The organism is Streptomyces gilvosporeus (assembly GCF_002082195.1).
GTDB classification, from domain to species: domain Bacteria; phylum Actinomycetota; class Actinomycetes; order Streptomycetales; family Streptomycetaceae; genus Streptomyces; species Streptomyces gilvosporeus.
Window position 1 is genome coordinate 534,110 of sequence record NZ_CP020569.1, and the last position, 23,549, is coordinate 557,658.

Consider the following 23,549-nt stretch of genomic DNA (forward strand, 5'->3'; position numbering starts at 1 on the left):
ACTAATTTTCACGGAACAGGTCAGCGGCGAGCCACCCACAGTCCTGATCGCCCCCGTTCACCCAACCACATCCCATTGCCGTGATCCGCGGCCCGACAGCCAGCTCAGGAAGAGCCGCGCTCACCTGACGCAGTGTCATAGAAGTCAGCATCGAGTCAGTATCAGCCCTGCCAGGCCCTGTTTCATGCTACCGAACCTGCACATCACTGAGGGGGCACGAAAGGGTCGTCTGACCTGCATGTCTGCCGCCCTACCTGGGGAGATCGCAGGGTCATCAACCCAGGGGCACGCAGGTGTAGTCCATGTCCCTGACGACTGTCTGTCCGCTCAGACAATCCACCGAAGGACATCAGGCTGTCGCGCCGGAAGACAGAGCAGCAACCGGAGTACACCATGGGACTGTTGCTGCAGGCCTACATGGAGCGATACCAGTAGAAGCCCAATCGGTACCCAGCGTCGGGTCCTGGATCACCGCGAGTACCGGGGTGCCGCTCTCACAGTGGCCCCGATCCCGGCGATGCCTACGGGCCGAGCACGAGCAGGCCGGATTCCTCGTCGCCACTTCCCCAGGTGCTTAGAGAGGTCTCTATCCGGCGCCCTGTGCAGACAGAAAAGGGCGGTACGGCATTCACCCATCACACCGTTGCCCATGACCTCTGACCTGGACTAACGTCACCCCAACCGATACCACTTTCCTCAGAACTTCGCAGGTGCGAGGTTGTGAACCCCGTCCGCCGAGACCGTGGACACCCAGGCGATCGGCCGCGGCACCACCGTCGAGGTCAGCAGCTTGTAGAAGTCATTGCGGGACATCTCAACGGGATCAAAATCAATGCGCATGGTGATCAGTATCCACACAGGCGGCCGCGGACCTTACAGCGGATCCACGCCACCACCAAACCCCCCTGAGTTCGACAGAAAGTGCCCGGTATCGGGAGCCACCGAGACCAGGAGCCACCACCGTGCCGGCATCGACCGCCAGATCGAAGACACAGAAGACACGCGCGCCACGACTGGATAGTCCTGCGCCCCGAATTCCGCCAGCTCCTGGCCGACCTGGCCAACGGCGTCATCGACGGCGTGATCTTCTACGACCTCGACCGGCTCGTCCGCTCAAGTCCTCCCAGGACACCGCCCGCCAACACCTCTCCGCCGCCCAGAACGGACCAGACGGCCGCTCACGTACCGCTCACGACGTTGGACGTCGCACGCCCACACCGCCCCGGACATCGCCATCACCACGCATCGCATGGGACGTCCCCACCACGTCGGGTAGCGCGCCCCGGCCCGGGCGCGCCGTCTCCCCCCCCCCCCCCCCCCCCCCCCCCCCCCCCCGCACGCCTACGAAGATACGCCGGGCGCCGTCTCCTTCACCTCGCCCTCTACATCCGGGAGTTCATTGTGCAACCGTGAGTGGTGACGGCTGTAGAGGAGATACACCGCGAGAGCCGCGGCGAGCCAGCAGGCGAACATGATGTACGTCGACATCTGCAGCCCGTAGAGGAGATAGCCGCAGAACAGCACCGACAGCAGCGGGACCACCGGGTAGCCGGGCACCTTAAAGCCGCGGTCGAGACCGGGAGCCCGGCGGCGCAGAATGATCACGCCGATCGAGACGACGGTGAAAGCGGCCAGGGTGCCCAGGCTGGTCAGGTCGGTCAGCAGGTCCAGGGGGAACACCGCGGCCAGCAGGGCGACGAACCCGCCGACGATGACGGTGCCGAGCACCGGGGTGCCGGTGCGGCGGTCGATGCGGTGGAAGGCGGCGGGGAGCAGGCCGTCGCGGCTCATGGAGTACAGGATGCGCGTCTGCCCGTAGAGCACCACCAGCGTGACGCTCACGATGGAGAGCACCGCGCCCGCCGAGAGCACCACGCCCGGCCAGCCCGCCCCGGTGACCTTCGCCAGGATCGTCGACAGGCCCGCCTCCTGGCCGGCGAACGCGGTCCACGGCTGGGCGCCGACGCCGACGAGGGCCACCAGAACGTAGACGGCGGTGACCACCAGCAGCGCACAGATGATGGCCCGCGGCAGCGTCCGGCGCGGGTTGCGGACCTCCTCGCCGGCCGTGGAAACCGCGTCGAGGCCGATGAAGGAGAAGAAGATCGTGGAGGCGGCGGCGCCGATGCCGGCCATCCCCATGGGCGCGAAGGGGTGCAGATTCGCGCTGTGGAAGCCGGTGACGCCCAGCACGACGAACAGCCCCAGCACCGCCAGCTTGAGCAGCACCATCACGGTGTTGACCACCGCCGATTCTTTGGCGCCGCGCACCAGCAGGACGCAGCACAGCACCACCAGGACGACGCCCGGCAGATTGAGGTAGCCACCGGCGCCGGGCGGTGCGGAGATGGCCGCCGGCATCTGGAAGCCGAAGAGGCGCTGGGTCAGATCGTTGAGGTACTGGCCCCAGCTCACCGCGATGGCCGCGCCGGAGACCGCGTATTCCAGCAGCAGGCACCAGCCGACCGCGTAGGCCGCGAACTCGCCGAGCGTGGCGTATGCGTAGGAGTACGAGGACCCGGAGACCGGTACGGCGGAGGCGAGTTCGGCGTAGCAGAGGGCGGTGAGCGCGGCCGCGACGGCGCCGATGACGAAGGAGAGGGTGACGGCCGGGCCGGCCTCCGGGACCGCGGCGTTCAGGGCGAAGAAGATGCCGGTGCCGATGGTGGCACCGATGCCGATCATGGTGAGCTGGAACGTGCCCACGGTGCGGCGCAGCCCGCCGCCGTCGGCCGGTGTTTCGGCGTCTGCGAGGAAGGCCACCACCGGCTTACGGCGCAGGAGTTGCCGGCGAAGTGCCGTTCTCGTGGGGTGGGGCGTTCGCGTGGCGGGTCTCAAGGCGGCCTCATTCCAGGGGATGGGTAGCGGGCGTTTTCAGGGCAGGTCGCGGCGCATCAGGTCGGCGTAGGTCTCGCGGCGGACGACGGGGCGGGAGCGTCCGTCGCGGCAGAACACGACGGGTGGGCGGCGGGCCGCGTTGTAGTTGTTGGCCAGGGAGTAGGTGTAGGCGCCGGTGACGGGGACGGCGATCAGATCGCCCGGACGCGGGTCGTTCAGGGGGACGCTCGCACTGAGCACGTCGCCGGATTCACAGTGCTGGCCGACGACCCGGCACATCTCGCCGTCGGGGCCGCCGGGCCTGGTGGCGACCGTCGCCTCGAACCGCTGCCCGTACAGGGAGACTTCGAGGTTGTCACCCATCCCGCCGTCCACGGCGACAAAGGTCTCGCCACCGGTGCGCTTGACCGTCACCACGCGGTAGAGGGAGACACCCGCCTCGGCGACCATGGACCGGCCCGGCTCGATGATCACGCGGGCCCCGGAGGGCAGCAGGTCGTCGGCCGCCGATGCCAGCGCGTCGAGGTACTCCTCCACACTCGGCGGCCGGTCGTCGTACGTATAGCGGGCGCCGAGCCCGCCACCGAGGTCGTACACCGGGAACTCCCCGAGTTCCGCCACCGCCTCTACGGCCCGGACGAACGGTTCGGTGTCGAGGATCTGCGAGCCGATGTGCACATGCAGCCCGTCGAGCCGCAACCGGGAGCTGCCGCGCAGCCGGGCGATGGCCTCGCGCGCCTGCGGCAGCAGCAGCCCGAATTTCGAGCCGCGCTGGCCGGTGGAGACCGCCTCGTGGGTGTCGGGCCGGACATCGGGGGTGACCCTGACCAGGACGGCCTGCTCACGGCCATGGGCGTCACCCAGAATGTGCTCCAGCCGCTCGATGTCATCGAAATTGTCGATGACGACGAGCCCGGCGCCCGCCTCGACGGCCGCGCGCAGATAGTCGTCGGTCTTGGCGTTCCCGTGCACGATCAGCTTGGCCGGATCGGTGCCGGCGGCGAGGGCGAGAGCCAGCTCGCCGCCGCTGGCGACGTCGATGCCCAGACCCTCCTCGACGAGCAGCCGGTAGACCGCCGTGCAGGGGAAAGCCTTGGAGGCGAAGGCGACCGCCGAGTTCGTACGGCGGGCGGCGAGCCCGTCGGCGTAGCGGCGGGCCCGGTCCCGAAGGGCACCCTCGTCGACAATCAGGGCGGGGGTGCCGTAGCGCTCCGCCAGCTCGGCCACGTGGCAGCCGCCGATGCGCAGCGCTCCGTCGGGCGCGAGGGCGGTGCCGGGTGGGAAGAGCCCGAGCGGGCGGGGGGACGAGCGGTGATCAGGTGTCGCGGTGGTGGCGGTGGTCCCGGGGACCATGGCGCTTCTCCTCAGGGCTGACGTCGTGCGGGACTGGGCTTCATGCACGGCTGGCTGCACGGGGCGTACGGGATCGGTTCGCACCATGGTGAGGTGCGGATCACTCCCCGTCGTTGGCGAAATCGCCTAGGGTCCGCGCATGGAAATGACGGATTCGCCAAACCCGCCGGGCGCACTGCCGCCTCCGGCCGGTTCCGGGCTCGGCGGCACCAGCGAGGAACTGTTCGCCCTGGCCAACGCCGTCGCGGCGGTCATCGGCGGTTCGGTGGCGATCGAGGACCTCGATCACCGGGTGCTGGCCTATTCGTCGCTTCCGGGCCAGCGGATCGACGAGCTGCGGCGCCGCGGCATCCTGGAACGGCGGGTACCCGAGGATCCCGAGCAGCTGCGCCAGTACCGCGAGGTGCTCGGCGCGCGGGACATCGTGCGGCTGCCGGTCCTCGCGCCCGACGAGCTGCCGCGCGCCGCCGCCGCCATCCGGGCCGGGGATCTGCCGCTGGGAACGATATGGGCCATCGAGGGGGAATCCCGGCTGGACGCGGCGGGCAGCCGGGCGCTGCTGGACGGCGCCCGGCTCGCGGCACTGCACATGCTGCGCCGCCGCAGTTCGGCCGAGCTCGAACTGCGGGCCCGCGAGGACACCCTGCGGGCCGCGCTGCGCGGCGACGGGACCGCCGAGGAGATCCGCTTCCAACTGGGCCTGCCCGAACGGCCGCAGCCGGCACTGCTCGGCTTCGCCCCGACCGTGTACGGGCCCGACCGCACGGGCCCCGCCCTCGTCCGGCTGGGCGCCGCAGCGGCCCGGCATTGGGCAGCGGTGCACAACGAGGCGGCAGTGGCCACCGTCGGCCGCACCGTCTACGTTCTGCTGCCGCAGGGCGGCCCTGCCGAGGCCCGCCGTCTCGCCGAGCAAGCCGTGGCCGCCCTCAGCCGCAACCTGGGGACCCCCCTACGCGCCGCCGTCAGCCGCCCCTCCGACGACCTGGCCGAACTTCCCACGCTCCGTGCCGAGGTGGACGACATCCTCCGGGTGACCACGGCCTCCCCGGACGCACCGGCCGTCGCCGCCCTCACCAATGTGCACGCCCAAGTGCTGCTGCTCCACTGCGCCGACGAACTGGCCCGCCGCCCCCGCCTGCGGCACCCCGGCATAGAGGCGATGCGTGAACACGACCGCACCCGCCACACCGATTACGCCGCGTCGGTACTGGCCTGGCTGGACGCGGCAGGCAACATCGCCGAGGCCGCCCAGCGGCTCACCGTCCACCCCAACACTCTCAAATACCGCCTCCGCCGCACCCAAGACCTCTTCGGGCTCGACCTCTCCAACCCGGACGTCCGGCTCTCTTGCTGGCTCCAGCTGCGGCTGACCCTGGATGAATAAGTCCGATGGGGGGTTAGGGCGTTTCTGATGGCTCTTGCCGGTGTGGCGGATCAATGCTCCGGCTGGGCAGTTGCCTCGTACGGTGCGGCGACATGAGCTCACGGACGCGCAGTGGCAGAAGGTCGAGGGTTTACTGACCGCCAACGGCAAGCCGGGGGGCAGTGGGCCGATCACCGCACAGTGATCAACGGCGTGCTGGTCAGGGCCCGTACCGGCGTTCCCTGGCCAGACTTGCCTGCCGCCTCGGGAGTTTCCGCAAAAGGGGGCGGCGCGCGTGTGGAAGCCGATGGGCGTGAGGCGCTGGGGGGGCGCTCAAGAGGCGGACTGACCAGCAAGTCCATCTGCTCGCTGACGACCGGGCCCGCCCTGTGACCTGGCAGACCTCAGCGCCCCGATCAGGTCGCTGCGGTCGGTGTGGCCGCGCGAGCGGTGCGCCGCCACCACACGGTCGACCGTCGCGCGCAGATAGGCAAAGGCCGCCTCGGCCCGCTCCGCCGAGCGCGGGTCGGCCCGCGGCACCTGGTAGAGCCGCCCGAGGTGCTCGGTGAGCACCTCCTCGAACGCGGCGCCGACACGGTCGGTGTCGGTTTCCGCGCCGCCGAGCGCGAACCCGCAGATCATACGGAGCGACAGCGCCGCTGCAGGTTGCCTGCCTCGCACAGCGGGTCCAGGAACGCGAACAGCTCCTCGGGCCACGTGTCGATGTGCGCCGTGGCCTCCAGAAGCACGGGATCGGCTTCCGACACGGCCGTGTCCGCGCCCGGCAGTTGGAAGCGCACGACGGGTCCGTGCACCTCGTGCAGGCATAACTGGTACCGGTGCAGCCCGCCCGCAGCCGCCACGGCGCTCAGCCCGCCGTCCTCCTGGTGCTCGGACCGGGGATGCGCATCACTGTGCCTCCTCTCCCAAGTCCTGCCCTCGAGTCTGTCCGAGGGGCCGGCCCCTCAACTCACCCTTGCATCAGCCCGTTTTCCCCCGTCCCCGCTTCCTACCCCACAGCGGGTCCCGTGCCCGCACGAGCCTCGGCGAGCATGTCACGGATCACGGAGGGCGTTGCGCGCCAACACCGGGCTGGTGCCGCGATGACGGCTCGCGAAAGCATGCGCGCCCGCCCACCGATCCCCGGGCCCTCGAACGGAGGCGACCATGAACCGCTGGCTGGACCGTACTCCCCCTGGGGCGCAGCCCGGGACAGCACTTGCCCATGGTCCCAGCACAGCAGCCGCATCGCGGGGACGCACGAAAGTGAATGGTCACCGCGCACCGCGCCCCCGACATCCTTGTCGAAGGCGCGGCCTGCACGGATCGCTGCCCTACGGGATGCGGCAAGCCCCGAGGGAGCGCCACGCGCTGGTGCGTGCGGTCGCCTTATGGCGTGTAGACGGCGGCACTGCCGTACAGCTCCTTGGTGAACGCGGACACGTCGGCGCTGCGGTCGGCGCCGTCGAGGTTGTACGTCAGAAAGACGCCGTACCCCTCTCCGACGGTGCGGCGGGCGAGGTCGGCGGCTGTACTCTGCGAGGTCCCGCCGATCTCGACGGCCGCCGGCGACAGCTTCGACTTGGGCAGTGCGATGCCGGGGACCTGCCAGGTGCCGTAGTACGGGTTCCAGGCGTAGTCGAACTTGGACGAGACGTCGACGCCGCCGTAGGAGAGACGCGACGCGGCCGGGCCGATGTTGTAGAGGCTGATGATCTTGTCCGGCATGTTCGCACGCAGCGCCGTCACCAGGTGCACGAACGAGCTGTCGTTCGGCTGGCCGGTTCCGTTGTTGCCGTACTCCGCGTACTCGTCGTCAAAGTCGATGCCGTCGAGGCCGTACTTGCCCACGGTGTCCGACAGTTGCTTTGCGAATGCCGAAGCCGCCGATTGGGACGGGAAGTTGGCAAATCCCGCGCCCTGGTGGTTGCCTAGCACCGAGAGGACGACCTTGATGCCTTTCTGCTGTAACGGCCGTATCTCCGTGGCGGCGTTGTCGAGGACGCGCTGCACGTTCTCGTTGAAGTACAGCTGCGCCGCTTTCGTGCTGGTGTCGTAGTTGATGTTCGCCGCGAAGATCACGGCTACGTCGAAGACATTGCCGCCGCCGTTGGCGAGGGTGTATTTGCCGACGTTCAGCATGCTGTTGTTGTTCACCTCGACGTACGCCACCGAGGTCGGCCGTTGTTTCGCGGGCGCGGGGAACGCTGCTGCGCCGGTCGTGGCGGTCGCGCCGAAGGCAAGGGCCACGACGGCCGAGAGCACGAGCGCGGCCCTCCGCACTCTGCTCCGTACCGGAGTGAACATCATTGATCGGTCTCCCATCGCGTAGGTCGGCGCCCGGCCTGTCCGAAAGCGCCGAGTGATCCCTCCGAGTCTTCCGCTCCCGTGACCGAATCCCGAGAGTCATACCCGAACTCTTCATAACCCCACGCACATCGCGCCACAACCCGACTCCTGGACAAGGGAGTTGGTGTGTCGAGATCACGGTCGACATGCGCCTCCACCCTGGCCGACCGCTGACGGTGGCGACGCGAGGAGCGCACACGCGCCGGAGAACAACGCGCCACCGTGTAGCCGAGTGCCTCACCACTCGCCGTGATGGCCCTGGCCACCGAAGCGGGATGTCAGGTCAGACCTCTTGGTTGTCCGCCGAATGTCCGTGCCGTCGCGAAGGCTTCTTAAAACGCTCACTGGATCAGGTCGGTGTGTGAGGGGAACTTCGGGCATCCGTAGAGCTGCAGATGGTTGCCCCTGGAGGCCTGGACCCCGGGTGGGTTCGCCACGCCGGCGTCGTCGAGCGCGCCGAGGGCCTGATCCTCGTACGGGGCCCAACCGCCATTGCCGGCGTCCCATTCGTTCGAGGCGATGGTCAGCAGCGGGGCCATCGCGGCGCCACAGGCGACACAGAACCGGGCGATGGGATCGGTGAGGCCCCACGGGAGCCAGCCACCGGCCTTCCCAGCCGGGGGCGACGGACAGGTCGTTCACGTAGAACTCCTGCGGGGCGATCTCATAGGAATCGTCCACCGCGACGTCGGCCGCCTGCCACGTGCTCCAGTCCGCCAGCTGCTGCTGCAGGTACTTGGGCAACTCCAGATGACGCCGAGTGCGACGCCTGAGATGGCCCGGACAACCCATTCCGCCTGACTCAGCGGAACTCGGACAACCGCGTCCGCACACAGCTCGGGCCTGGCTGCTCTGGCTCCTGGAGGGCGAAGCTCTCACCCGGCCGCGGCCACTGGGCACACTGCACTCGTACTTCAAAGAGGAGTCATCGGCGGTGACCCAAGTGGCGGGCAGGCCAACGGCGATGCAGCGGGGTCGATGTCCCGGGCCAGTTCCCCCTTGGTGGCACCGCGCCCAGCCCCTCGCGGGTTGCCATGCTCATACACGTTCAAGTCGCCCGGCACCACGCTGCTTCTGCTCAGACAACGATGGCCTGCTGCAAGTCGCCTTCCAGGGCAGTGCCGACACCCCTCCCCCAACATTCAGGAAGCTGACGCCAAGATCCGGACCATTCACGGTCCAACGCTCCCCCGACGGCAATCACAGTCGCCATTTCCAGCAGATCAGCAACCACACGAACGCTGTACCACCTGCAGAGGAGGAATCTGCTGTTCATTGACTCGCCGAGGCAGACGGCTCACCGGCCGTGACGAGCAGGAAAAGCAGAGGACACTGGCCGTCTGCGGCTGCGCGAGGGACCGGGCCCGCTCGGTCGTGGCGTCAGTGCCCTTTACTCAGGTGTGTACGGATCGCTTCCGCCGTGCGCAGGGCGGCGGCTCGGAAGCGGGGGCACAGTGCGTAGAAGTTCAGGTACCCGTGAATGAGGTCGTCCATCCGGTCCAGGGTCACTGTTGCCCCGGCCTTCTCCAGGGCAGTCGCGTACGCCTCCCCCTCGTCGCGCAGGGGATCGAAGCCGGCGACGGCGACATAGGCGGGAGCGATCCCGGGGGAAGCCTCCCCGAGCAGCGGGGACAGCCGGGGATCGGACCGGTCGGCGGAGGCCGGGGCATATTGGTTCTGGAACCACGCGATGTCGTCGTCGGTCAGAATGAAGCCGTTCGCGAGCCGTTCGCGGGAGGGATGGCGCCGAGTGAGGTCGGTGGACGGATAGAACAGGAACTGGTGGGAGGGACGGGGGCCCTGCCGTTCCGTCACGGCCTGGGAAAGCGCAGCGGCGAGGTTGCCCCCGGCGCTGTCGCCGCCCACGGCGATCCGCTGGGAGTCGACGCCCAGCTCGGCGGCGTGGGCGTGGGCGTGGTCGAAGGCGGCGAGTGCGTCGTTGAAGGGGGCCGGGAATGGGTGCTCCGGTGCCAGCCGGTAGTCGACGGACAGTACGCGCACCCCGGCGTGGTGGGCAAGGAAGCGCGTGAGGGGAGCGTCTTCGGCACGACTGCCGAAGACCCAGCCGCCGCCGTGGAAGAACACCAGCAGCGGTGAGGGGTCGGGGCAGCCCGCGGGTGTGTGGAGGGTGGCGAGGATCTCGCCGTCCGGCGTATCGATCCGGATCTCGCGGTCGGTGACGGTGCCGTCGTGGAGCCCGGCAAGAATGTACTGATGGGTCCGGACGGCTTCACGGGTCTTCCCCGGGGAGTCGCCGACCACCAGGCGGTCGACGCCCAGCCGCTTGGCCAGCGCGATCAGGAGCTGGGCGTCGAGGGCGAGTTCCCGGCCGGCGATCCGCACGGCAGGGCCGGCGATGCGGCGCTTGACACCCTCCGGCAGCCGGAACCCCAGGTGGATGACGCGCTTGCGGAGTCGGGTCGCCGGGGAAACGACTCCGGTGCGGCTCGATGGCTGGGGCATGGTCAGTCCCTTGGATGACGTGACATTCGCGGTGGTTCGTGCAGTACACGCGCCCTGGTCAGCCGGGAAAGGATGAGGGCACGTACCCTTCGGAGCGACGTAGGGGCCCACCAGTTCCAGTGGCCTGCCAGGCCCATGAGGGCCGGCACGAGCAGGCACCGTACGAGTGTGGCGTCGACGGCGATCGTGAGGGCCAGGCACACTCCGATTTCCTGCAGAACGGCCAGCGAGGAGCCGGCCAGTGCGCCGAGGACGATGACGATGGCGAGCGCTCCGACGGTCACCAGTCGTCCGGTGCGCTGCAATCCGGTGACGACGGCCCGTTCGTTGTCCCCGGTGCGCAGATATTCCTCGCGGATGCGCGCCATCAGGAAGACCTCGTAGTCCATGGACAGGCCGAAGGCGATACAGAACACCACCGCCGGAATCAGCGGATCGACATGACCGGTGGCGGTGCCGCCCAGGAGGCGGGACAGATGTCCCTCCTGGAAGAGAGACACCATGGCGCCGAACGCCACTGTCAGGCTCAGCAGATTCATGACCACGGCCTTGACCGGGATGAGTACGCTCCCCGTGAAGAGGAACAGCAGCACCGCGACAGCGGTCATGATCAGCGCGGCGGCCCAGCCCAGGTACTGGGCAAGGGTGTGCTTCATGTCCACCAGCGCGGCCGTCTCCCCTGCCACCAGTACCGGGCCCGCCCCCTTTTGCGCTCTGACCGCGCCGACCAGCCGCTGAGCCGTCGCACTGTACGGTCCGGCTTGCGTGGTGAGGGCGAACCATGTCCCGCGCCCGACGTTGTCGGCAGGCCGGGCGGGCGGCGCGGCGATCCGGTAGCCCTCGCGGAAATTCCCCTCGGCACCCGTCACCAGGTCGGCGCCCGCCAGCTTGGACAGGCTCCGGCCCATGCGTTCGGCGGCCGGCGAGCCCGGCGGGATCTGAGGGGTCAGTGCGGTGAGTGTGGTCCCGTTCAGCAGCGGAAACTCGGCGCGCGCCCGCTCCGCTGCGAGGCGCGGAGCCGCGTCGCGGGGCAGCCAGTCCTCGTCGATGAACCCCATGCGCAGCCCGGAAGCAGGTACGGCGAGGAGTACGAGAAACACGGACACGGTGATCAGTACGGCCAGTGGGCGCCGCAGCACCGCGCGGGCCAGCCGCTGCCAGAAGTCCGGAGCACCGGCACTTCGGGCTCGCCACCAGCGCAGGCGCACGGGGCGGCGGCTCAGGCGGCGCCCGAAGAGCGCGAGCAGTGCCGGCTGGACCACCAGCGCGGCCACCCCGGCCAGGCAGACCACTGCCACGGCGCCGGCGCCCAGCGAGCGGTGGAAGGGGGTGGGCAAGAACAGCAGCGCGCAGAGGGACAGCGTCACCACGGTTACCGAAACCGCGACGGTGCGGCCTGCCGAGCGCACGGTGGCGCGTACCGCATCCGGCACCTCCAGACCGCGGTCCAGCTCTTCTCGGAAGCGGCTGACCATGATCAGGCTGTAGTCCACCGCCAGCCCGAATCCCAAGGCGGTGAGGATGTTGAGTGCGAAGACGTTCACCGGATAATGCCGCGCCAGCAGGTCCAGGGCGGCCATCGCGCCAGTGACGCTGACCAGCCCCATAGCGAGTGGTAGCGCACAGGCCAGCACCGAGCCGAACACCATCAGGAGCACGGCGGAGACCAGTGGAAGACCAATCGTCTCGGAGCTGACGAGGCCGCGGCGGCTCTGCTCCTCGACGTACCGGTTGATAGACAGCCGTCCGGACGCCTCCACGGTCAACGGAGCCCGAACACCGACGTACTTCCGGATCAGCCGCTGCGCGGTGCGCGTCATCTGCTGGTCGTCCCCTGCGACGGCGAGCATCAGCAAAGCGGCATGTCGGTCGGCCGACAGCAGGGACGGGGTGGGCGGAGACCAGGGGGCACGTACGAAGACGACACCGGGCTCGGCGGCCAGTTCGGCGACGAGCCGCCGACCGGCTGCCGACGCCTGCCGATCGTCCACCGCCCCCGTCGAACGGGCCACGAACATCAGCTTCGGGGTTCCGGATCCGTAGCGCTGCGTCAGCAGTCGTTCCGCGCGGCTCGACTCCGCCGACGGGTCGAAGTATCCGCCGTCCACCAGGCGTCCGCGCACGTCGCCGGCGGCAATACCAGAACCAAGTACGGCCACCAGAGCCAGGGCCAGGATCAGCCATCGATACGTCACGGCCCAGTGTCGAGGGACCGCGGCGGGCCGCTCCCTCTTCTTCTCTCCGACCGTTTCTCTGCTCACCATCACAGTCCGGCGCGCGCTGTCATCTCGTCCAGCTCATGCATCCACAGCTGCACCAGGCCGTCGCAACCGCCGACTGTTCGGTCTGCGACGAAGCAGATCTGTGCGGTGGCGGCATAGCTGAAAAAACACGCTGCGAGCGCATGGCCGGCCGGGAGGAGATTCAGTGGGATGACGTCGGTGATGAGTCGGCCGCCGAGGCGGAGACGTTTCTCGGGTCCGGGAACGTGGGATGCCAGTACCGTTGTGCTCCGCGGGTGCAAATCGAGTTCGAGGAGCCAGCGGCCGAACCGGTCGGGGACCATCCGCCCCAGGGCGCCGGCGTGGGGATCGCACAGCATGGAACGGACCTTGCGCGTACGGGCTTTCACGTACTCCAGTCGCTCAACAGGATCGTCCAGGCCGACGGGCAGCCGTACTCCCGCGCCCAGCACCAAGTTTCCCCTGTTGCCGGCGTTGTCCCGACGCCGCAGGGTGACCGGCACCATCATGCGCACCGGATGCCGGCCGAGGGACTGGCCGCGCTCCCCGGCCCAGCTCTTGAGCGCGCCGGCCAGGGACGACAAGTACAGGTCGTTGGGGGTGGCTCCGTGTGCGGCGGCGATTTTCCGGAAACGGGCCAGCTCCACGCTGCCCCACGCATAGTGCGGCTTGCCTGTCAGTGGAAAGTCACCCGGTACGAGACGAGCGGCCCGGCGCAGCCCGCTCAAGGCGCCGATGCCTTCGCGGAGGGCGGTTGCCAGTTCGGCTGCGGTACTCCGGCGGGCCGTGGGGCTGCGCGGGGGGACCCTTGGCTTCGGGGAGGCGGCGGGCTCGCTGAGAGTGCCACGGAAGAGTTCGCTGAGCAGCATGCCATCGAAGTGCGCGTGATGCCCCCGCAGTACGACCGCGAATTCGTCGGGGGCGTAGCCGTGCAGGATCCACACTCCCCACAGACGTTCGGGCAAGGGTGTGGCGGCAAGATCCCTCAGCGCGGCGCGCAGTCCGTCCAGCCCCGTCCCCTCGGCGACGGGCGTACGAAAGACATGGTCTGCGGCGGCGAACGGGGTCCCCGCCCCTCTGCCGGCCCCATCTGGTGGCGCTTGTGCGAGTTCCGGATAGCGGGCTACCACAAGGTCCACCAGGAGGCACATTTCCTCGTGGTCGGGCACGTCCCCCGTGATGCGGCTGGCGCCCCCCACCGCGACCGATGTGCCCGGGTGTGCCGCTGCGTAGTCGAAGAAAGCTCCCTTCCACTCCCTGACGCCGGCCTGCCGACCTGCTGTGGGAACCGGACCCCGTCCGGCAGTGGCTCGACGAAGGGCGTCTCGGAGACCCATCTCGATCCTTCCTGAAAGAGGACGAGGACGTGAACATATGTGTCGGCCCGTCAAACATCGGCGTGCTCACTGGTATTCGACATCTGCCGCGCTCGGCGCTGGCAACAGCCGGCACAAATTCAAAGGTCTAAAGAAGCTTGCCGCGACGCTTGGAGAGGATGCTGAGAGTATGCAGGGAGTTTCCGGATCCCCCCAAAATCGAGGGGCCGTCACCGACGAAGCGTTCGCATATATCGATGTGAGCGGTGTACACCTCGTCCACGGCGTCCAGCAGACATCGGCGGGTTTCGCAGGAATCCCTGCATATTTCCTTGTGCATTGCACCCCAGGCGCGCAATCGGGTGATGAGCACTCGGTGATCGGCCGACCAGAGTCCGGAGAAGCCTTGGGCGGAATGCTGGGGCGGTGTCATGGAAGGCCGCACGATGTGCTCATACGCGGACCGGGGAAAGGAGGTGGTCAGGCGCATGGCGGCGGCACTCGCACGCAGGAAGACGCGAGTGGCCTGAACTCCCGGCCCGCAGGAACGGGCGCGTGGTGCGGCCAGGGCGTCCTGCAAACCCACGATGGCCGCTTGGGTGAGTGTGAAAAACAGGCGGTGCCCGTGTATCCAGCGCTGCTGAGGAGGTGTATTCGACGTCAGTCCCGGTTCCGCGACGGGAGCCAGGCGGGCCGCGTCCAGTGCCTGATGAAGTGCCGGTTCGGCGGTGGCTTCGGGCAACGAGGCCATTGTGCTCACCGTGGTGGCCAGCGCCCCCGAAAGCAGCCGGGCCGGCGCACCGGAGACCCGGATGACACCGAAAAATGCGTCGTAATCGGCTTCCCGCAGATCGGACAGCGGGCACTGGACCGAGCGAACCGGGCGAGCCTCTCGAACGGGTGAACGCCACAGCGACTCAAGTTCCTCGGGCAGCTGCTCCGGGTCGGGAAGCCGGAGTTCGACACAACCAGGACGCATAAGCGACACAATAGACAAAGCATAATAAGGTCGCTACTTTTGCGTGATGGGTGATGAGTTTGAAGCGGCGATAGGAACGGCCACCAGACAGCTGGTCGCCCATTGGCGGGCATTGGCAGCCCGAGAGGTGCCGGTGACCCCGCCGTGTGAACCTGGCTCGGTGCTCACCGCATTGCCGTCGGCTCCCCCCGAGCAAGCGGAGAGCCTCGAAGAGCTGCTGGCCGATACCTGGAAGGTCATCGTCCCCGGCCTGACCCATTGGCAGCATCCGGCGTTCCTGGGCTACTTCCCGACCAACAACTCCCCCGCGTCCGTGCTCGCCGAGTACGTCACCGCCGGGCTGGGCGTACAGGGCATGATGTGGTCGACATCTCCGGCCGCCACGGAGCTGGAGCAAGTGGTCACGGACTGGTTGGCCCAGGCCCTCGGCCTACCGGAAGTCTTCCACCATTCGGGTGGCCGCGGAGGCGGAGTCATTCAGGACTCCGCCTCATCGGCGGTACTCGTGGCCACTGCGGCGGCCCTTCAGAGAGCGTCGCAGGGACGATGGCGTACGGCCGGAACTGAGGGCCGCTACCGGATGTACTGCACGGAACGGGCCCACTCCTGCGTCCCCAAGGGCAGCCGGCTCTCCGGCCTGGGCGAGCCGCAGCTCATCGCCACAGTGCCGGGCACCGGCCGGATGGATCCCGACGCCCTCAGCGCGCGGATCGACGCCGACCGTGCGGCCGGTTTCGTCCCTGCCATCGTCGTCGCTACGGTCGGCACCACCGATATTTGTGCCGTGGACCCCGTACCGGACATCGGGCAGCTGTGCCGACGCGAGAACGTGTGGTTGCACGTGGATGCCGCCTACGCGGGCTCCGCGACACTATGCCCGGAATACCGGCACCTCATTGACGGCATCGACCTCGCCGACTCCTACGCCGTCAACGCCCACAAGTGGATGCGCACGGGGACCCCGTGCGACGTCATGTGGACCTCCGACCGTGCCGCACTTACCGATGCCATGAGCATCTCCCCCTCATACCTGCGGAATCCTGCGACCGACTCCGGCCATGTCGTGGACTTCCGCGACTGGCAGGTACCCCTCGGCCGCCCCATGCGTGCCCTCAAACTCTGGTACGTGATGCGGGCCCATGGTGTGCAAGGTCTGCGCGATGCCATCCGTCACGACATCCGCCTGGCGGCCGAACTGGCTAGCCTCATCACGGCCGAGCCCGGGTTTCACCTGGAGGTGCACGAGCTGGGTCTGGTCGTCTTCCGTCGCGACACCGACGACGACACTCGCGACCTGCTCTCCCGCCTGCAGACCGACCCCACCCTCCTGTGCACCCCCACAAGCGTCAACGGCCGTCCCGCCGTGCGGGCCGCCTTCGGATCTCCGTACGTTGATGCGGACACACTGCACTACGTCTGGAAACGGATCCGCACCCACGGCCAGTGCCTGGAGAACCCCGCAGCGTCCCTTTCCTGACACGGCGCCCCGTGACGCCGCCTCAGCCCTCTCGGTCACCTCGCAGAGAACCGGTTTCGGTACCTGTGTGGCCACCGCCTGGCGTTATGTAAGCGGCACGATCGAGCGGCTCACCACGGACAACGGGGCCAACACTCCGCCCGCGAGGAGCCGGCGCAGGAACAGGGTGCGGTACTGCTGCGACGGCTGCCGGCTCTCGCCGAGGGTGGCGAAGACCAGGTTGCCGGCCCGGCTCCGGACGACGATGTGGTCGCCGACGCCCGTGCCGACCGCGGCGTCGCGGACGACGGCTGCCGTCGTTGACTGCGTGGTCGCCGGGAGCGTTCAACACGTTCAACGCCTGGACTGCCACATCCCCTTGTGTACGCGATCTGACGGAGGCGTACTGGTAAGGCCACGCGACGAACCATTCACTACAGGGCACTTTGACGCGGTGCAGCATGTGCGGCAACAAGTGCTGGAATTGTGTGCCTTCACGGGTTGAGAGCACTTGCAGTCGGAAGCGTGGAAGAAGCGCAGTGCGCAGGTGGCCACTGCGCGCTAGCGGCGGGAATCCGCCTCAGGTGAGCCGTTTGGAGCCCCTGAAGCATTCTCCTATGGAAGAAGACTGCGATGGCCAGTACTTCGGCAACACAAACAGACGGGTTGTTGCTGGACTCTGATATGGGTCCCGAGGCGGTAAAGCGTCTTCCAGCTGGGGCGCTTCCACTGCTGGCTGCGCGGATACGGGCCTTCCTGGTGGAGAAGGTAGGCGCGGCCGGTGGGCATTTGGGGCCGAATCTGGGTGTGGTGGAGCTGAGTATCGCCTTGCACCGGGTGTTCGATTCCCCGTGGGACACGGTGCTGTTCGACATCGGCCACCAGGGTTACGTCCACAAACTCCTAACCGGCCGGGCCGGAAGGTTCGACAACCTGCGACAGGCGGGCGGCCTGTCCGGCTACCTTTCCCGGGCCGAGTCGTCGCACGATGTTATCGAGAACTCTCATGCCTCGACCGTCCTGTCGTACGCCGACGGCCTGGCCAAGGCCCGCCGTCTGGCGGGTGAGAGTGACCGTGCGGTGGTCGCTGTTGTCGGGGACGGTGCGCTGACGGGCGGGATGTGCTGGGAGGCGCTGAACAACCTCGGCGCCGCTCCGGAACGTCCGGTCGTCATCGTCCTGAACGACAACATGCGCTCGTACGCCCCCACGATCGGTGCCCTCGCCGACCACCTCCAGCACCTGCGAAGCACCGGCCCCGACAGCATCGACTGGCTGGTTGAGGCCGGAGAGGGGAACAACAAGCCGCGTGCGGGTGCCGGCTCTGACTCGGGCGACGGCGCAGACCGCGTGAGTTCGGTTGGCCACCATCGCCGCGATGACTCGGAGCTTACGGGGCCGCTGCCGGTGGCTCGGAATCTGTTCGGTCTCCTCGGTTTCGCATATCTCGGCCCCGTCGACGGTCACCACTTGCCGTCGTTGGAAGAGGCCCTGTCGATGGCACGAGATCTGCGCCGTCCGGTGATGGTGCACGCGGTGACAGTCAAAGGGCGCGGCTTCGCCCCGGCCGAGGGCGATGCGGCGGACTGTATGCATGCCGTCGGTGTCCTTGACCCCGCCACGGGCCGACCGCGCACAGGCGGTGACGTACCGTCGTGGACGAGTGTGTTCGCCGACGAGCTGTGCGGGTTGGGTGAACGGCACGAGGACTTGGTGGCGATCACTGCGGCAATGCCGGGACCGACGGGTCTGGCCCGTTTCGGCGAGCGGTTCCCTGACCGCTTTTTCGATGTCGGGATCGCCGAGCAGCATGCGGTGACCTCTGCCGCGGGCCTGGCGCTGGGCGGCCACCATCCGGTCGTCGCGGTCTACGCCACGTTCCTGGGCCGTGCTTTCGACCAGGTACTGATGGATGTGGCGCTGCACCGGCTGCCGGTGACGTTCGTTCTGGACCGGGCTGGGGTGACGGGGCCTGATGGGCCGTCGCATCACGGGATGTGGGATCTGACGCTGCTGGGCGCGGTGCCGGGGATGCGGGTGGGGGTTCCCCGGGACGCCACCCGGCTGCGCGAACTCCTGGGTGAAGCAGTCGCTCACTCCGAGGGGCCGACCGCGCTGCGGTTCCCCAAAGCCTCCGTTTCCGCAGACATCCCGGCCCTGGAACGTCACGGCCCCCTGGAGGTCCTCCACCGCTCCGCGGCACGGGATGTGCTGCTCGTGGCGGTGGGCTCGTTGGCCGGGCCGGCGGTGGAAGCCGCCCAGTACTTGGAGGAGCGGGGGATCGGGGTGAGTGTTGCAGACCCGCGCTGGGTGCTGCCCGTGCCACCGGAACTCCTGGAGCTCGCCCTGCAATACCGGCTGGTGGTGACGGTGGAGGACAACACCCGGGCCGGTGGTCTGGGCACGGCCGTGGCGCGTGCGGTGGCCGATGCGGGCTCCCGGGTGCCGGTGCGGGTGCTCGGATTGCCGGGACGGTTTCTCTCCCACGGCACCCGCTCCGACATTCTGGCCGCTGCCGGGCTCACCGCGAAGGGCATCGCCTCCTCCGTCCTGCGGGCCCGCGCCGACCGCCCCCACGTTGGAGCGGGGCAATGATGACCGCCCGGCCGGTTCTCCCCCACCCGCCCGGCCGCTCCACCCGCGAGCCGCTGTGCCAGGACGAGACCCTGACAACGGCTGGGACGCCGATCGCGGTCGGTGGGGATGGTGGTGTGCGGACAGTGGTGGTTTTGGGATCCACCGGTTCCGTCGGATCACAGGCACTGGACGTCATCACCGCGCACCCGGGGCGTTTCCGGGCGGTCGGCCTGGCCGCGAGTGGTGGCCGCCCCCGTGCGCTGGCCCGTCAAGCCCTGCATACCGGGGCCGAGGTAGTGGCCGTCGCCGACGCCGGCGCTGTCGAAGACGTGAACGCCGCACTTGCCACACTGGTACGGGACAGCGGTGGGCCTCACCGGCCCGTTCCCAGAGTGCTGACCGGTCAGGAAGGATTGGCGGTGGCCGCCGCCTGGTCGTGTGACGTCGTGCTCAACGCCCTGCCTGGTGCCGCGGGGCTGCCGGCCACGCTGACCGCTCTCGAGGCCGGACGGCGTGTGGCACTGGCGAACAAGGAATCGCTGGTCACCGGAGGTGAGTTGATCCGGCGGGTGGCGGAGCCGGGGCAGATCGTGCCGGTGGACTCCGAACACAGCGCGATCATGCAGTGCATACCCGGCTGGGCCTACGCCTGCCCGGTGCCCGGCCTCCAGCGCCTGATCCTGACCTGCAGCGGCGGCCCCTTCCGCAACCACACCCCCGCGCAGTTGGCTGCCGTCACCCCGGCGCAGGCGCTGAAGCATCCAACCTGGCAGATGGGCCCCCTGGTCACCGTGAATTCGGCGACCCTGGTCAACAAGGGGCTGGAGATCATCGAGGCCCAGATGCTGTTCGGCCTCGGCTACGACCGCATCACGGCCGTCATCCACCCGCAGTCCGCCGTCCATTCGATGGCCGAGTACGCCGACGGCTCCACCCTCGCCCAGGCGGCCCCGCCGGACATGCGTCTGCCGATCGCCACCGCCCTGGCCTGGCCCCACCGGCCACCCCCCGGCGTCATCCCGCCTATGGACTGGACTCGGGCGCACGCCTGGGCCTTCGAGCCCGTCGACGAGGTGCGGTTTCCCAGCATCGCTCTGGCCCGCCACGCCGGCCGCCTGGGTGGCACCGCCCCGGCTGTCTTCAACGCCGCCAACGAAGCGGCCGTCGCCGCGTTTCTCGACGGCATCGTCCCCTTTCCCGCCATCGCCCAGGCCATCGAACACGCCCTCGACCACCACATCCCGGTCCCCGATCACGAGCTCACCCTCGGCGCGATCCGAGCCGCCGACACCTGGGCCCGCCAGCACACCCACAAACACCTCCACCACATCACGCCCAGCCCCGCACACCAGGCGCAGGAGGTCTGAACATGCCCGCCATCGACCTCGGTCTCCCCGCCCCGCTTCCCACTACTCCGGTGCGCCGCCGCACCCGGCGAATCCATGTCGGCGATGTCCCCGTCGGCGGCGGCGCACCGGTCTCCGTCCAGACCATGACCACCACCAACACCGCCGATATCGACGCAACTTTGCAGCAGATCGCGGAAGTCACTGCCGCCGGCTGCGACATCGTCCGCGTCGCCGTCCCCACCCAGGACGACGCCGACGCCCTCCCCGCCATCGTGGCGAAGTCCAAGCTGCCGGTGATAGCGGACATCCATTTCCAGCCCCGCTATGTCTTCACCGCCATCGACGCCGGCTGTGCGGCGGTGCGGGTGAATCCGGGCAACATCAAGAAATTCGACGACAGAGTCGCTGAGATAGCCAAGGCCGCCCAAGCAGCCCGTGTCCCGATCCGGATCGGGGTCAACGCCGGCTCCCTCGACCAGCGCCTACTGGCCAAGCACGGCGCCGCAACACCCCAGGCACTGGTGGAATCCGCGCTGTGGGAATGCTCTCTGTTCGAGGAGCACGGCTTTCGCAACATCAAGATCGCTGTCAAGCACCACGACCCCATGACCATGGTCAGCGCGAACCGACTCCTCGCCCAGCAGTGCGACTACCCGCTCCACCTCGGCGTCACCGAAGCCGGTCCCACCTTCCAGGGCTCCATCAAATCCGCCGTCGCCTTCAGCATCCTCCTGTCGGAAGGCATCGGCGACACCATCCGCGCCTCCCTGTCCGCACCCCCGGTGGAACAGGTCAAAGCCGGCTGCCACATCCTGCAGTCCCTCGGCCTGCGCCCCCGCAAACTGGAGATCGTCTCCTGTCCCGGTTGCGGCCGACTCCAAGTCGACATCCACCACCTCGCCGCCCGAGTCGAAGCCGCCTTCGACGGATTCCCCCACCCCCTGCGGGTCGCCGTCATGGGCTGCGTGGTCAACGGCCCGGGCGAAGCACGCGAGGCCGACGTCGGAGTCTCCTGCGGCAACGGCAAAGGGCAGATCTTCGTTCATGGTGAAGTCGTCCGCACCGTGCCCGAACACCGTGTGGTTGACGCCCTGATCGAGGAAGCCCTGAGCCTGACGGAAGACACCCCCTCCGCACCGGGAGGCGAAGGCTCATGACTGCCCTGTCCCTGTCCACCCCGTCCATCGACCTGGCCTCCGTACCCACTCACGTCGATGGGGTGCTGCGCGAGTTCCTCGACTCCAAGACACGAATCGCACAGGCAACGCGCATGCCCACCGACCTCCCCGGCACCCTGCAAGGATTTCTGGACGCGGGCGGGAAACGGCTGCGCCCCATGCTGTGTGTGATCGGCTGGCACACGGGCGGCGGCCAGGGCGACCTCACTCCCATCGTGCGGACGGCTGCGGCACTGGAAATGTTCCACGCCTTCTGTCTCATCCACGACGACATCATGGACCGCACCCCGACTCGTCGTGGACAGCCCACCGTCCACCACGCTCTCGCCGACCGCCACCCCGGCAGGCTCGGCCTCGACGCGGCATGGTGGGGTATCAGCGGCGCGATCCTGGCCGGCGACATGGCCCTGGCCTGGTCCGACGAGCTCCTGCACGGTGCGGGCCATCCGCCCGCCCGGCTCACCGCCGCACGTCGTGTGCTCGAGGCGATGCGCGAAGAGGTCATCTACGGCCAGTACCTGGATCTCACAGCTCCTTTGGGGCCCATGGATGACGTGGCCGCAGCCCTACGCGTGATCCGGTACAAGACTGCGAAATACACCATTGAGCGCCCCCTGCACACCGGGGCCATCCTCGCAGGAGCCGAACCCGCCCTCCATGAGGCCCTGACGGCCTTCGCGCTGCCGCTGGGCGAAGCCTTCCAGCTCCGCGACGACCTCCTGGGCATATACGGCAACCCGAACCAGACCGGCAAACCCGTCCTGGACGACCTTCGTGAAGGCAAGCACACCGTCCTGCTCGCGCTGGCCGCCCAGCGCGCCACCTCCGTCCAACGACGACACCTGCACCAACTGGTGGGCGATCCGGACCTGGCCGAAGACGGCGCGGCACACATCCGGGACGTCCTCGACGCCACCGGGGCCCGCGCCACCGTGGAGAACATGATCAACAACTGCTATGGACAAGCCCTCACCGCACTGAGGAATATCCCTTGCCCACCCGCCGCGGCCGATGCCTTGCGGCAGGTCGCGGCCCTCGCCACGGAGCGGGCGTCATGAACCGCCGACGCGTCCTGCTGGCGGCTCCACGCGGCTGCTGCGCCGGCGTGGACCGCGCCATCGCCACCGTGGAAAGGGCCCTCGAGCTGTATGGGCCGCCGGTGTACGTACGCCACGAGATCGTCCACAACCAGTACGTCATCAAGGCCCTCAAGCACAAGGGCGCGATCTTCGTGGAGGAGACCACCGAGGTACCCGAGGGCAGTGTCGTGATCTTCTCCGCCCACGGGGTCGCACCCACCGTCCGTCAAGAGGCCGCCCGGAGGCATCTCACCGTCATCGACGCCACCTGCCCCCTGGTCACCAAAGTCCACAAAGAGGCCGCCCGCTTCGCCCGCGAGGGCCACGACATCCTTCTCATCGGCCACGAAGGCCACGAGGAAGTCATCGGCACCATCGGCGAAGCACCCGAGTACATCCAGGTCGTCGACAGCCCGGACGAGGTACAGAACGTCAAGGTCCGGAACTCGGACAAGGTTGCCTGGCTCTCTCAGACCACACTCTCGGTCGACGAGACCATGAAAACCGTCGACGCCCTGAAGGAGAAGTTCCCCCAACTCATCTCCCCGCCCAGCGACGACATCTGCTACGCCACTCAGAACCGCCAGCTCGCGGTCAAACAAATGGCAGCCATGTCAGAGCTCGTTATCGTCGTGGGCTCCGCCAATTCCTCCAACTCCGTGCGCCTGGTCGAAGTCGCCCAGGACGCCGGCGCTCCCAGCGCCCACCTCGTCGACCACGCCGAACAGATCGACGAGGCATGGCTCAGAGGCGTCACTACGGTCGGTGTCACCTCCGGTGCCTCCGTGCCCGAGAGCCTCGTCGACGCGGCCCTGCGACGACTCGCTTCCCACGGATACGTCGACGTCGAGACGATCACCGTTGCCGAAGAACACCAACACTTCGCCCTGCCCCGGGAACTGACCTCACCCGAGTGCCCCGAGCTCCTCAACCCCCTTTCCGAAGCGCCCCAGGGCGCGAAAAGCCAGCCGTTCTCGCGCAACCAGAAGTGCTGTTCTGTGCTGCC

General features: G+C 68.4%; 18 protein-coding genes and 3 pseudogenes. 9 read left to right on the plus strand and 12 right to left on the minus strand.

Going from position 1 to position 23,549, the window contains the following annotated elements; genetic code table 11:
- Positions 1-699: 699 nt before the first annotated feature.
- A pseudogene (locus B1H19_RS02700) lies at positions 700-840 on the minus strand (flavin reductase family protein); the annotation flags it as partial.
- Between the two features lie 81 nt (positions 841-921).
- On the opposite strand from B1H19_RS02700, the gene B1H19_RS40720 reads away from it, so the two are divergent.
- Positions 922-1,413 carry a recombinase family protein gene (locus B1H19_RS40720; protein WP_107425849.1) on the plus strand — a complete coding sequence of 164 codons (492 nt, stop codon included), beginning with the start codon at positions 922-924 and terminating at the stop codon, positions 1,411-1,413.
- On the opposite strand, the gene B1H19_RS02705 is transcribed toward B1H19_RS40720, so the two are convergent.
- Positions 1,342-2,838 (minus strand): APC family permease, encoded by a 1,497-nt coding sequence (locus tag B1H19_RS02705; protein WP_083102650.1) that lies wholly within the window; start codon positions 2,836-2,838, stop codon positions 1,342-1,344. The two genes, B1H19_RS40720 and B1H19_RS02705, sit on opposite strands and share 72 nt — an antisense overlap.
- Before the next feature lie 36 nt (positions 2,839-2,874).
- Entirely contained in the window at positions 2,875-4,191 is a 1,317-nt protein-coding gene (lysA, locus tag B1H19_RS02710; protein ID WP_083102651.1) for a diaminopimelate decarboxylase, read from the minus strand.
- A 139-nt stretch (positions 4,192-4,330) separates the two neighbouring features.
- On the opposite strand from lysA, the gene B1H19_RS02715 reads away from it, so the two are divergent.
- Positions 4,331-5,575: a PucR family transcriptional regulator gene (locus tag B1H19_RS02715; RefSeq protein WP_159027954.1), complete on the plus strand. Its 1,245-nt coding sequence runs from the start codon at positions 4,331-4,333 to the stop codon at positions 5,573-5,575.
- A 111-nt stretch (positions 5,576-5,686) separates the two neighbouring features.
- The gene (locus tag B1H19_RS40725) at positions 5,687-5,947 is read left to right on the plus strand and encodes a transposase (protein ID WP_107425850.1); all 261 of its coding nucleotides are present in this window, start codon (positions 5,687-5,689) and stop codon (positions 5,945-5,947) included.
- On the opposite strand, the gene B1H19_RS39555 is transcribed toward B1H19_RS40725, so the two are convergent.
- The 8 genes from B1H19_RS39555 to B1H19_RS38525 all read right to left on the minus strand — a co-directional run bounded on the left by B1H19_RS39555 (position 5,888) and on the right by B1H19_RS38525 (position 14,922).
- Positions 5,888-6,196 (minus strand): cytochrome P450, encoded by a 309-nt coding sequence (locus B1H19_RS39555; RefSeq protein ID WP_237289070.1) that lies wholly within the window; start codon positions 6,194-6,196, stop codon positions 5,888-5,890. The two genes, B1H19_RS40725 and B1H19_RS39555, sit on opposite strands and share 60 nt — an antisense overlap.
- Positions 6,193-6,354 (minus strand): hypothetical protein, encoded by a 162-nt coding sequence (locus B1H19_RS39560; RefSeq protein WP_237289071.1) that lies wholly within the window; start codon positions 6,352-6,354, stop codon positions 6,193-6,195. Before B1H19_RS39560 ends, B1H19_RS39555 begins: the two co-directional genes overlap by 4 nt.
- 589 nt (positions 6,355-6,943) lie before the next feature.
- Entirely contained in the window at positions 6,944-7,861 is a 918-nt protein-coding gene (locus tag B1H19_RS02730) for an endo-beta-N-acetylglucosaminidase H (RefSeq protein ID WP_203237312.1), read from the minus strand.
- A gap of 383 nt (positions 7,862-8,244) precedes the next feature.
- Positions 8,245-8,442, minus strand: a complete 198-nt coding sequence (locus B1H19_RS02735) for a hypothetical protein (protein ID WP_083102654.1) — start codon at positions 8,440-8,442, stop codon at positions 8,245-8,247.
- A gap of 841 nt (positions 8,443-9,283) precedes the next feature.
- Positions 9,284-10,366: an alpha/beta hydrolase gene (locus B1H19_RS02740; RefSeq protein WP_083102655.1), complete on the minus strand. Its 1,083-nt coding sequence runs from the start codon at positions 10,364-10,366 to the stop codon at positions 9,284-9,286.
- A 2-nt stretch (positions 10,367-10,368) separates the two neighbouring features.
- On the minus strand, positions 10,369-12,561 hold the full coding sequence (locus tag B1H19_RS02745) for an MMPL family transporter (RefSeq protein ID WP_159027956.1): 2,193 nt from the start codon (positions 12,559-12,561) through the stop codon (positions 10,369-10,371).
- Between the two features lie 68 nt (positions 12,562-12,629).
- A complete protein-coding gene (locus B1H19_RS02750) occupies positions 12,630-13,748 on the minus strand; it encodes a WS/DGAT domain-containing protein (protein WP_159027957.1) in 1,119 nt (372 codons plus the stop codon).
- Between the two features lie 325 nt (positions 13,749-14,073).
- Positions 14,074-14,922, minus strand: a complete 849-nt coding sequence (locus tag B1H19_RS38525; RefSeq protein WP_159027958.1) for a hypothetical protein — start codon at positions 14,920-14,922, stop codon at positions 14,074-14,076.
- Between the two features lie 142 nt (positions 14,923-15,064).
- Between B1H19_RS38525 and B1H19_RS02755 the strand changes: the two genes are divergently transcribed.
- Positions 15,065-16,381 (plus strand): pyridoxal phosphate-dependent decarboxylase family protein, encoded by a 1,317-nt coding sequence (locus B1H19_RS02755; protein ID WP_237289073.1) that lies wholly within the window; start codon positions 15,065-15,067, stop codon positions 16,379-16,381.
- Positions 16,382-16,480: 99 nt separating this feature from the next.
- Here B1H19_RS02755 and B1H19_RS39565 read toward each other — a convergent pair.
- Positions 16,481-16,675, minus strand: a pseudogene (locus B1H19_RS39565) (glutamate-1-semialdehyde 2,1-aminomutase); the annotation flags it as partial.
- Positions 16,676-16,993: 318 nt separating this feature from the next.
- Here B1H19_RS39565 and dxs point away from each other — a divergent pair.
- The 5 genes and pseudogenes from dxs to B1H19_RS39570 form a co-directional block, all read left to right on the plus strand.
- Positions 16,994-18,955, plus strand: a complete 1,962-nt coding sequence (gene dxs / locus B1H19_RS02765; RefSeq protein ID WP_083102659.1) for a 1-deoxy-D-xylulose-5-phosphate synthase — start codon at positions 16,994-16,996, stop codon at positions 18,953-18,955.
- Complete coding sequence (dxr, locus tag B1H19_RS02770; protein WP_083109389.1) at positions 18,955-20,304, plus strand: 1-deoxy-D-xylulose-5-phosphate reductoisomerase; 1,350 nt, start codon at positions 18,955-18,957, stop codon at positions 20,302-20,304. The genes dxs and dxr overlap by 1 nt, the downstream gene beginning before the upstream one ends.
- Positions 20,305-20,306: 2 nt before the next feature.
- The gene (gene ispG / locus B1H19_RS02775; protein ID WP_083102660.1) at positions 20,307-21,443 is read left to right on the plus strand and encodes a flavodoxin-dependent (E)-4-hydroxy-3-methylbut-2-enyl-diphosphate synthase; all 1,137 of its coding nucleotides are present in this window, start codon (positions 20,307-20,309) and stop codon (positions 21,441-21,443) included.
- The gene (locus B1H19_RS02780) at positions 21,440-22,522 is read left to right on the plus strand and encodes a polyprenyl synthetase family protein (RefSeq protein ID WP_083102661.1); all 1,083 of its coding nucleotides are present in this window, start codon (positions 21,440-21,442) and stop codon (positions 22,520-22,522) included. Before ispG ends, B1H19_RS02780 begins: the two co-directional genes overlap by 4 nt.
- A pseudogene (locus B1H19_RS39570) lies at positions 22,519-23,445 on the plus strand (4-hydroxy-3-methylbut-2-enyl diphosphate reductase); the annotation flags it as partial. The gene B1H19_RS02780 and the pseudogene B1H19_RS39570, both read left to right, overlap by 4 nt.
- Positions 23,446-23,549: the final 104 nt, after the last annotated feature.

What these genes read in the sequence shown, in the direction of transcription:
- ispG (WP_083102660.1), top strand. Translation starts at nt 20,307, where the DNA reads ATGCCCGCCATCGACCTCGGTCTCCCCGCCCCGCTTCCCACTACTCCG.
- lysA (WP_083102651.1), bottom strand. Translation starts at nt 4,191, where the DNA reads ATGGTCCCCGGGACCACCGCCACCACCGCGACACCTGATCACCGCTCG.
- B1H19_RS39555 (WP_237289070.1), bottom strand. Translation starts at nt 6,196, where the DNA reads ATGATCTGCGGGTTCGCGCTCGGCGGCGCGGAAACCGACACCGACCGT.
- B1H19_RS02715 (WP_159027954.1), top strand. Translation starts at nt 4,331, where the DNA reads ATGGAAATGACGGATTCGCCAAACCCGCCGGGCGCACTGCCGCCTCCG.
- dxs (WP_083102659.1), top strand. Translation starts at nt 16,994, where the DNA reads ATGGCCAGTACTTCGGCAACACAAACAGACGGGTTGTTGCTGGACTCT.
- B1H19_RS02740 (WP_083102655.1), bottom strand. Translation starts at nt 10,366, where the DNA reads ATGCCCCAGCCATCGAGCCGCACCGGAGTCGTTTCCCCGGCGACCCGA.
- B1H19_RS02780 (WP_083102661.1), top strand. Translation starts at nt 21,440, where the DNA reads ATGACTGCCCTGTCCCTGTCCACCCCGTCCATCGACCTGGCCTCCGTA.
- B1H19_RS02730 (WP_203237312.1), bottom strand. Translation starts at nt 7,861, where the DNA reads ATGTTCACTCCGGTACGGAGCAGAGTGCGGAGGGCCGCGCTCGTGCTC.
- dxr (WP_083109389.1), top strand. Translation starts at nt 18,955, where the DNA reads ATGACCGCCCGGCCGGTTCTCCCCCACCCGCCCGGCCGCTCCACCCGC.
- B1H19_RS02735 (WP_083102654.1), bottom strand. Translation starts at nt 8,442, where the DNA reads ATGGCCCCGCTGCTGACCATCGCCTCGAACGAATGGGACGCCGGCAAT.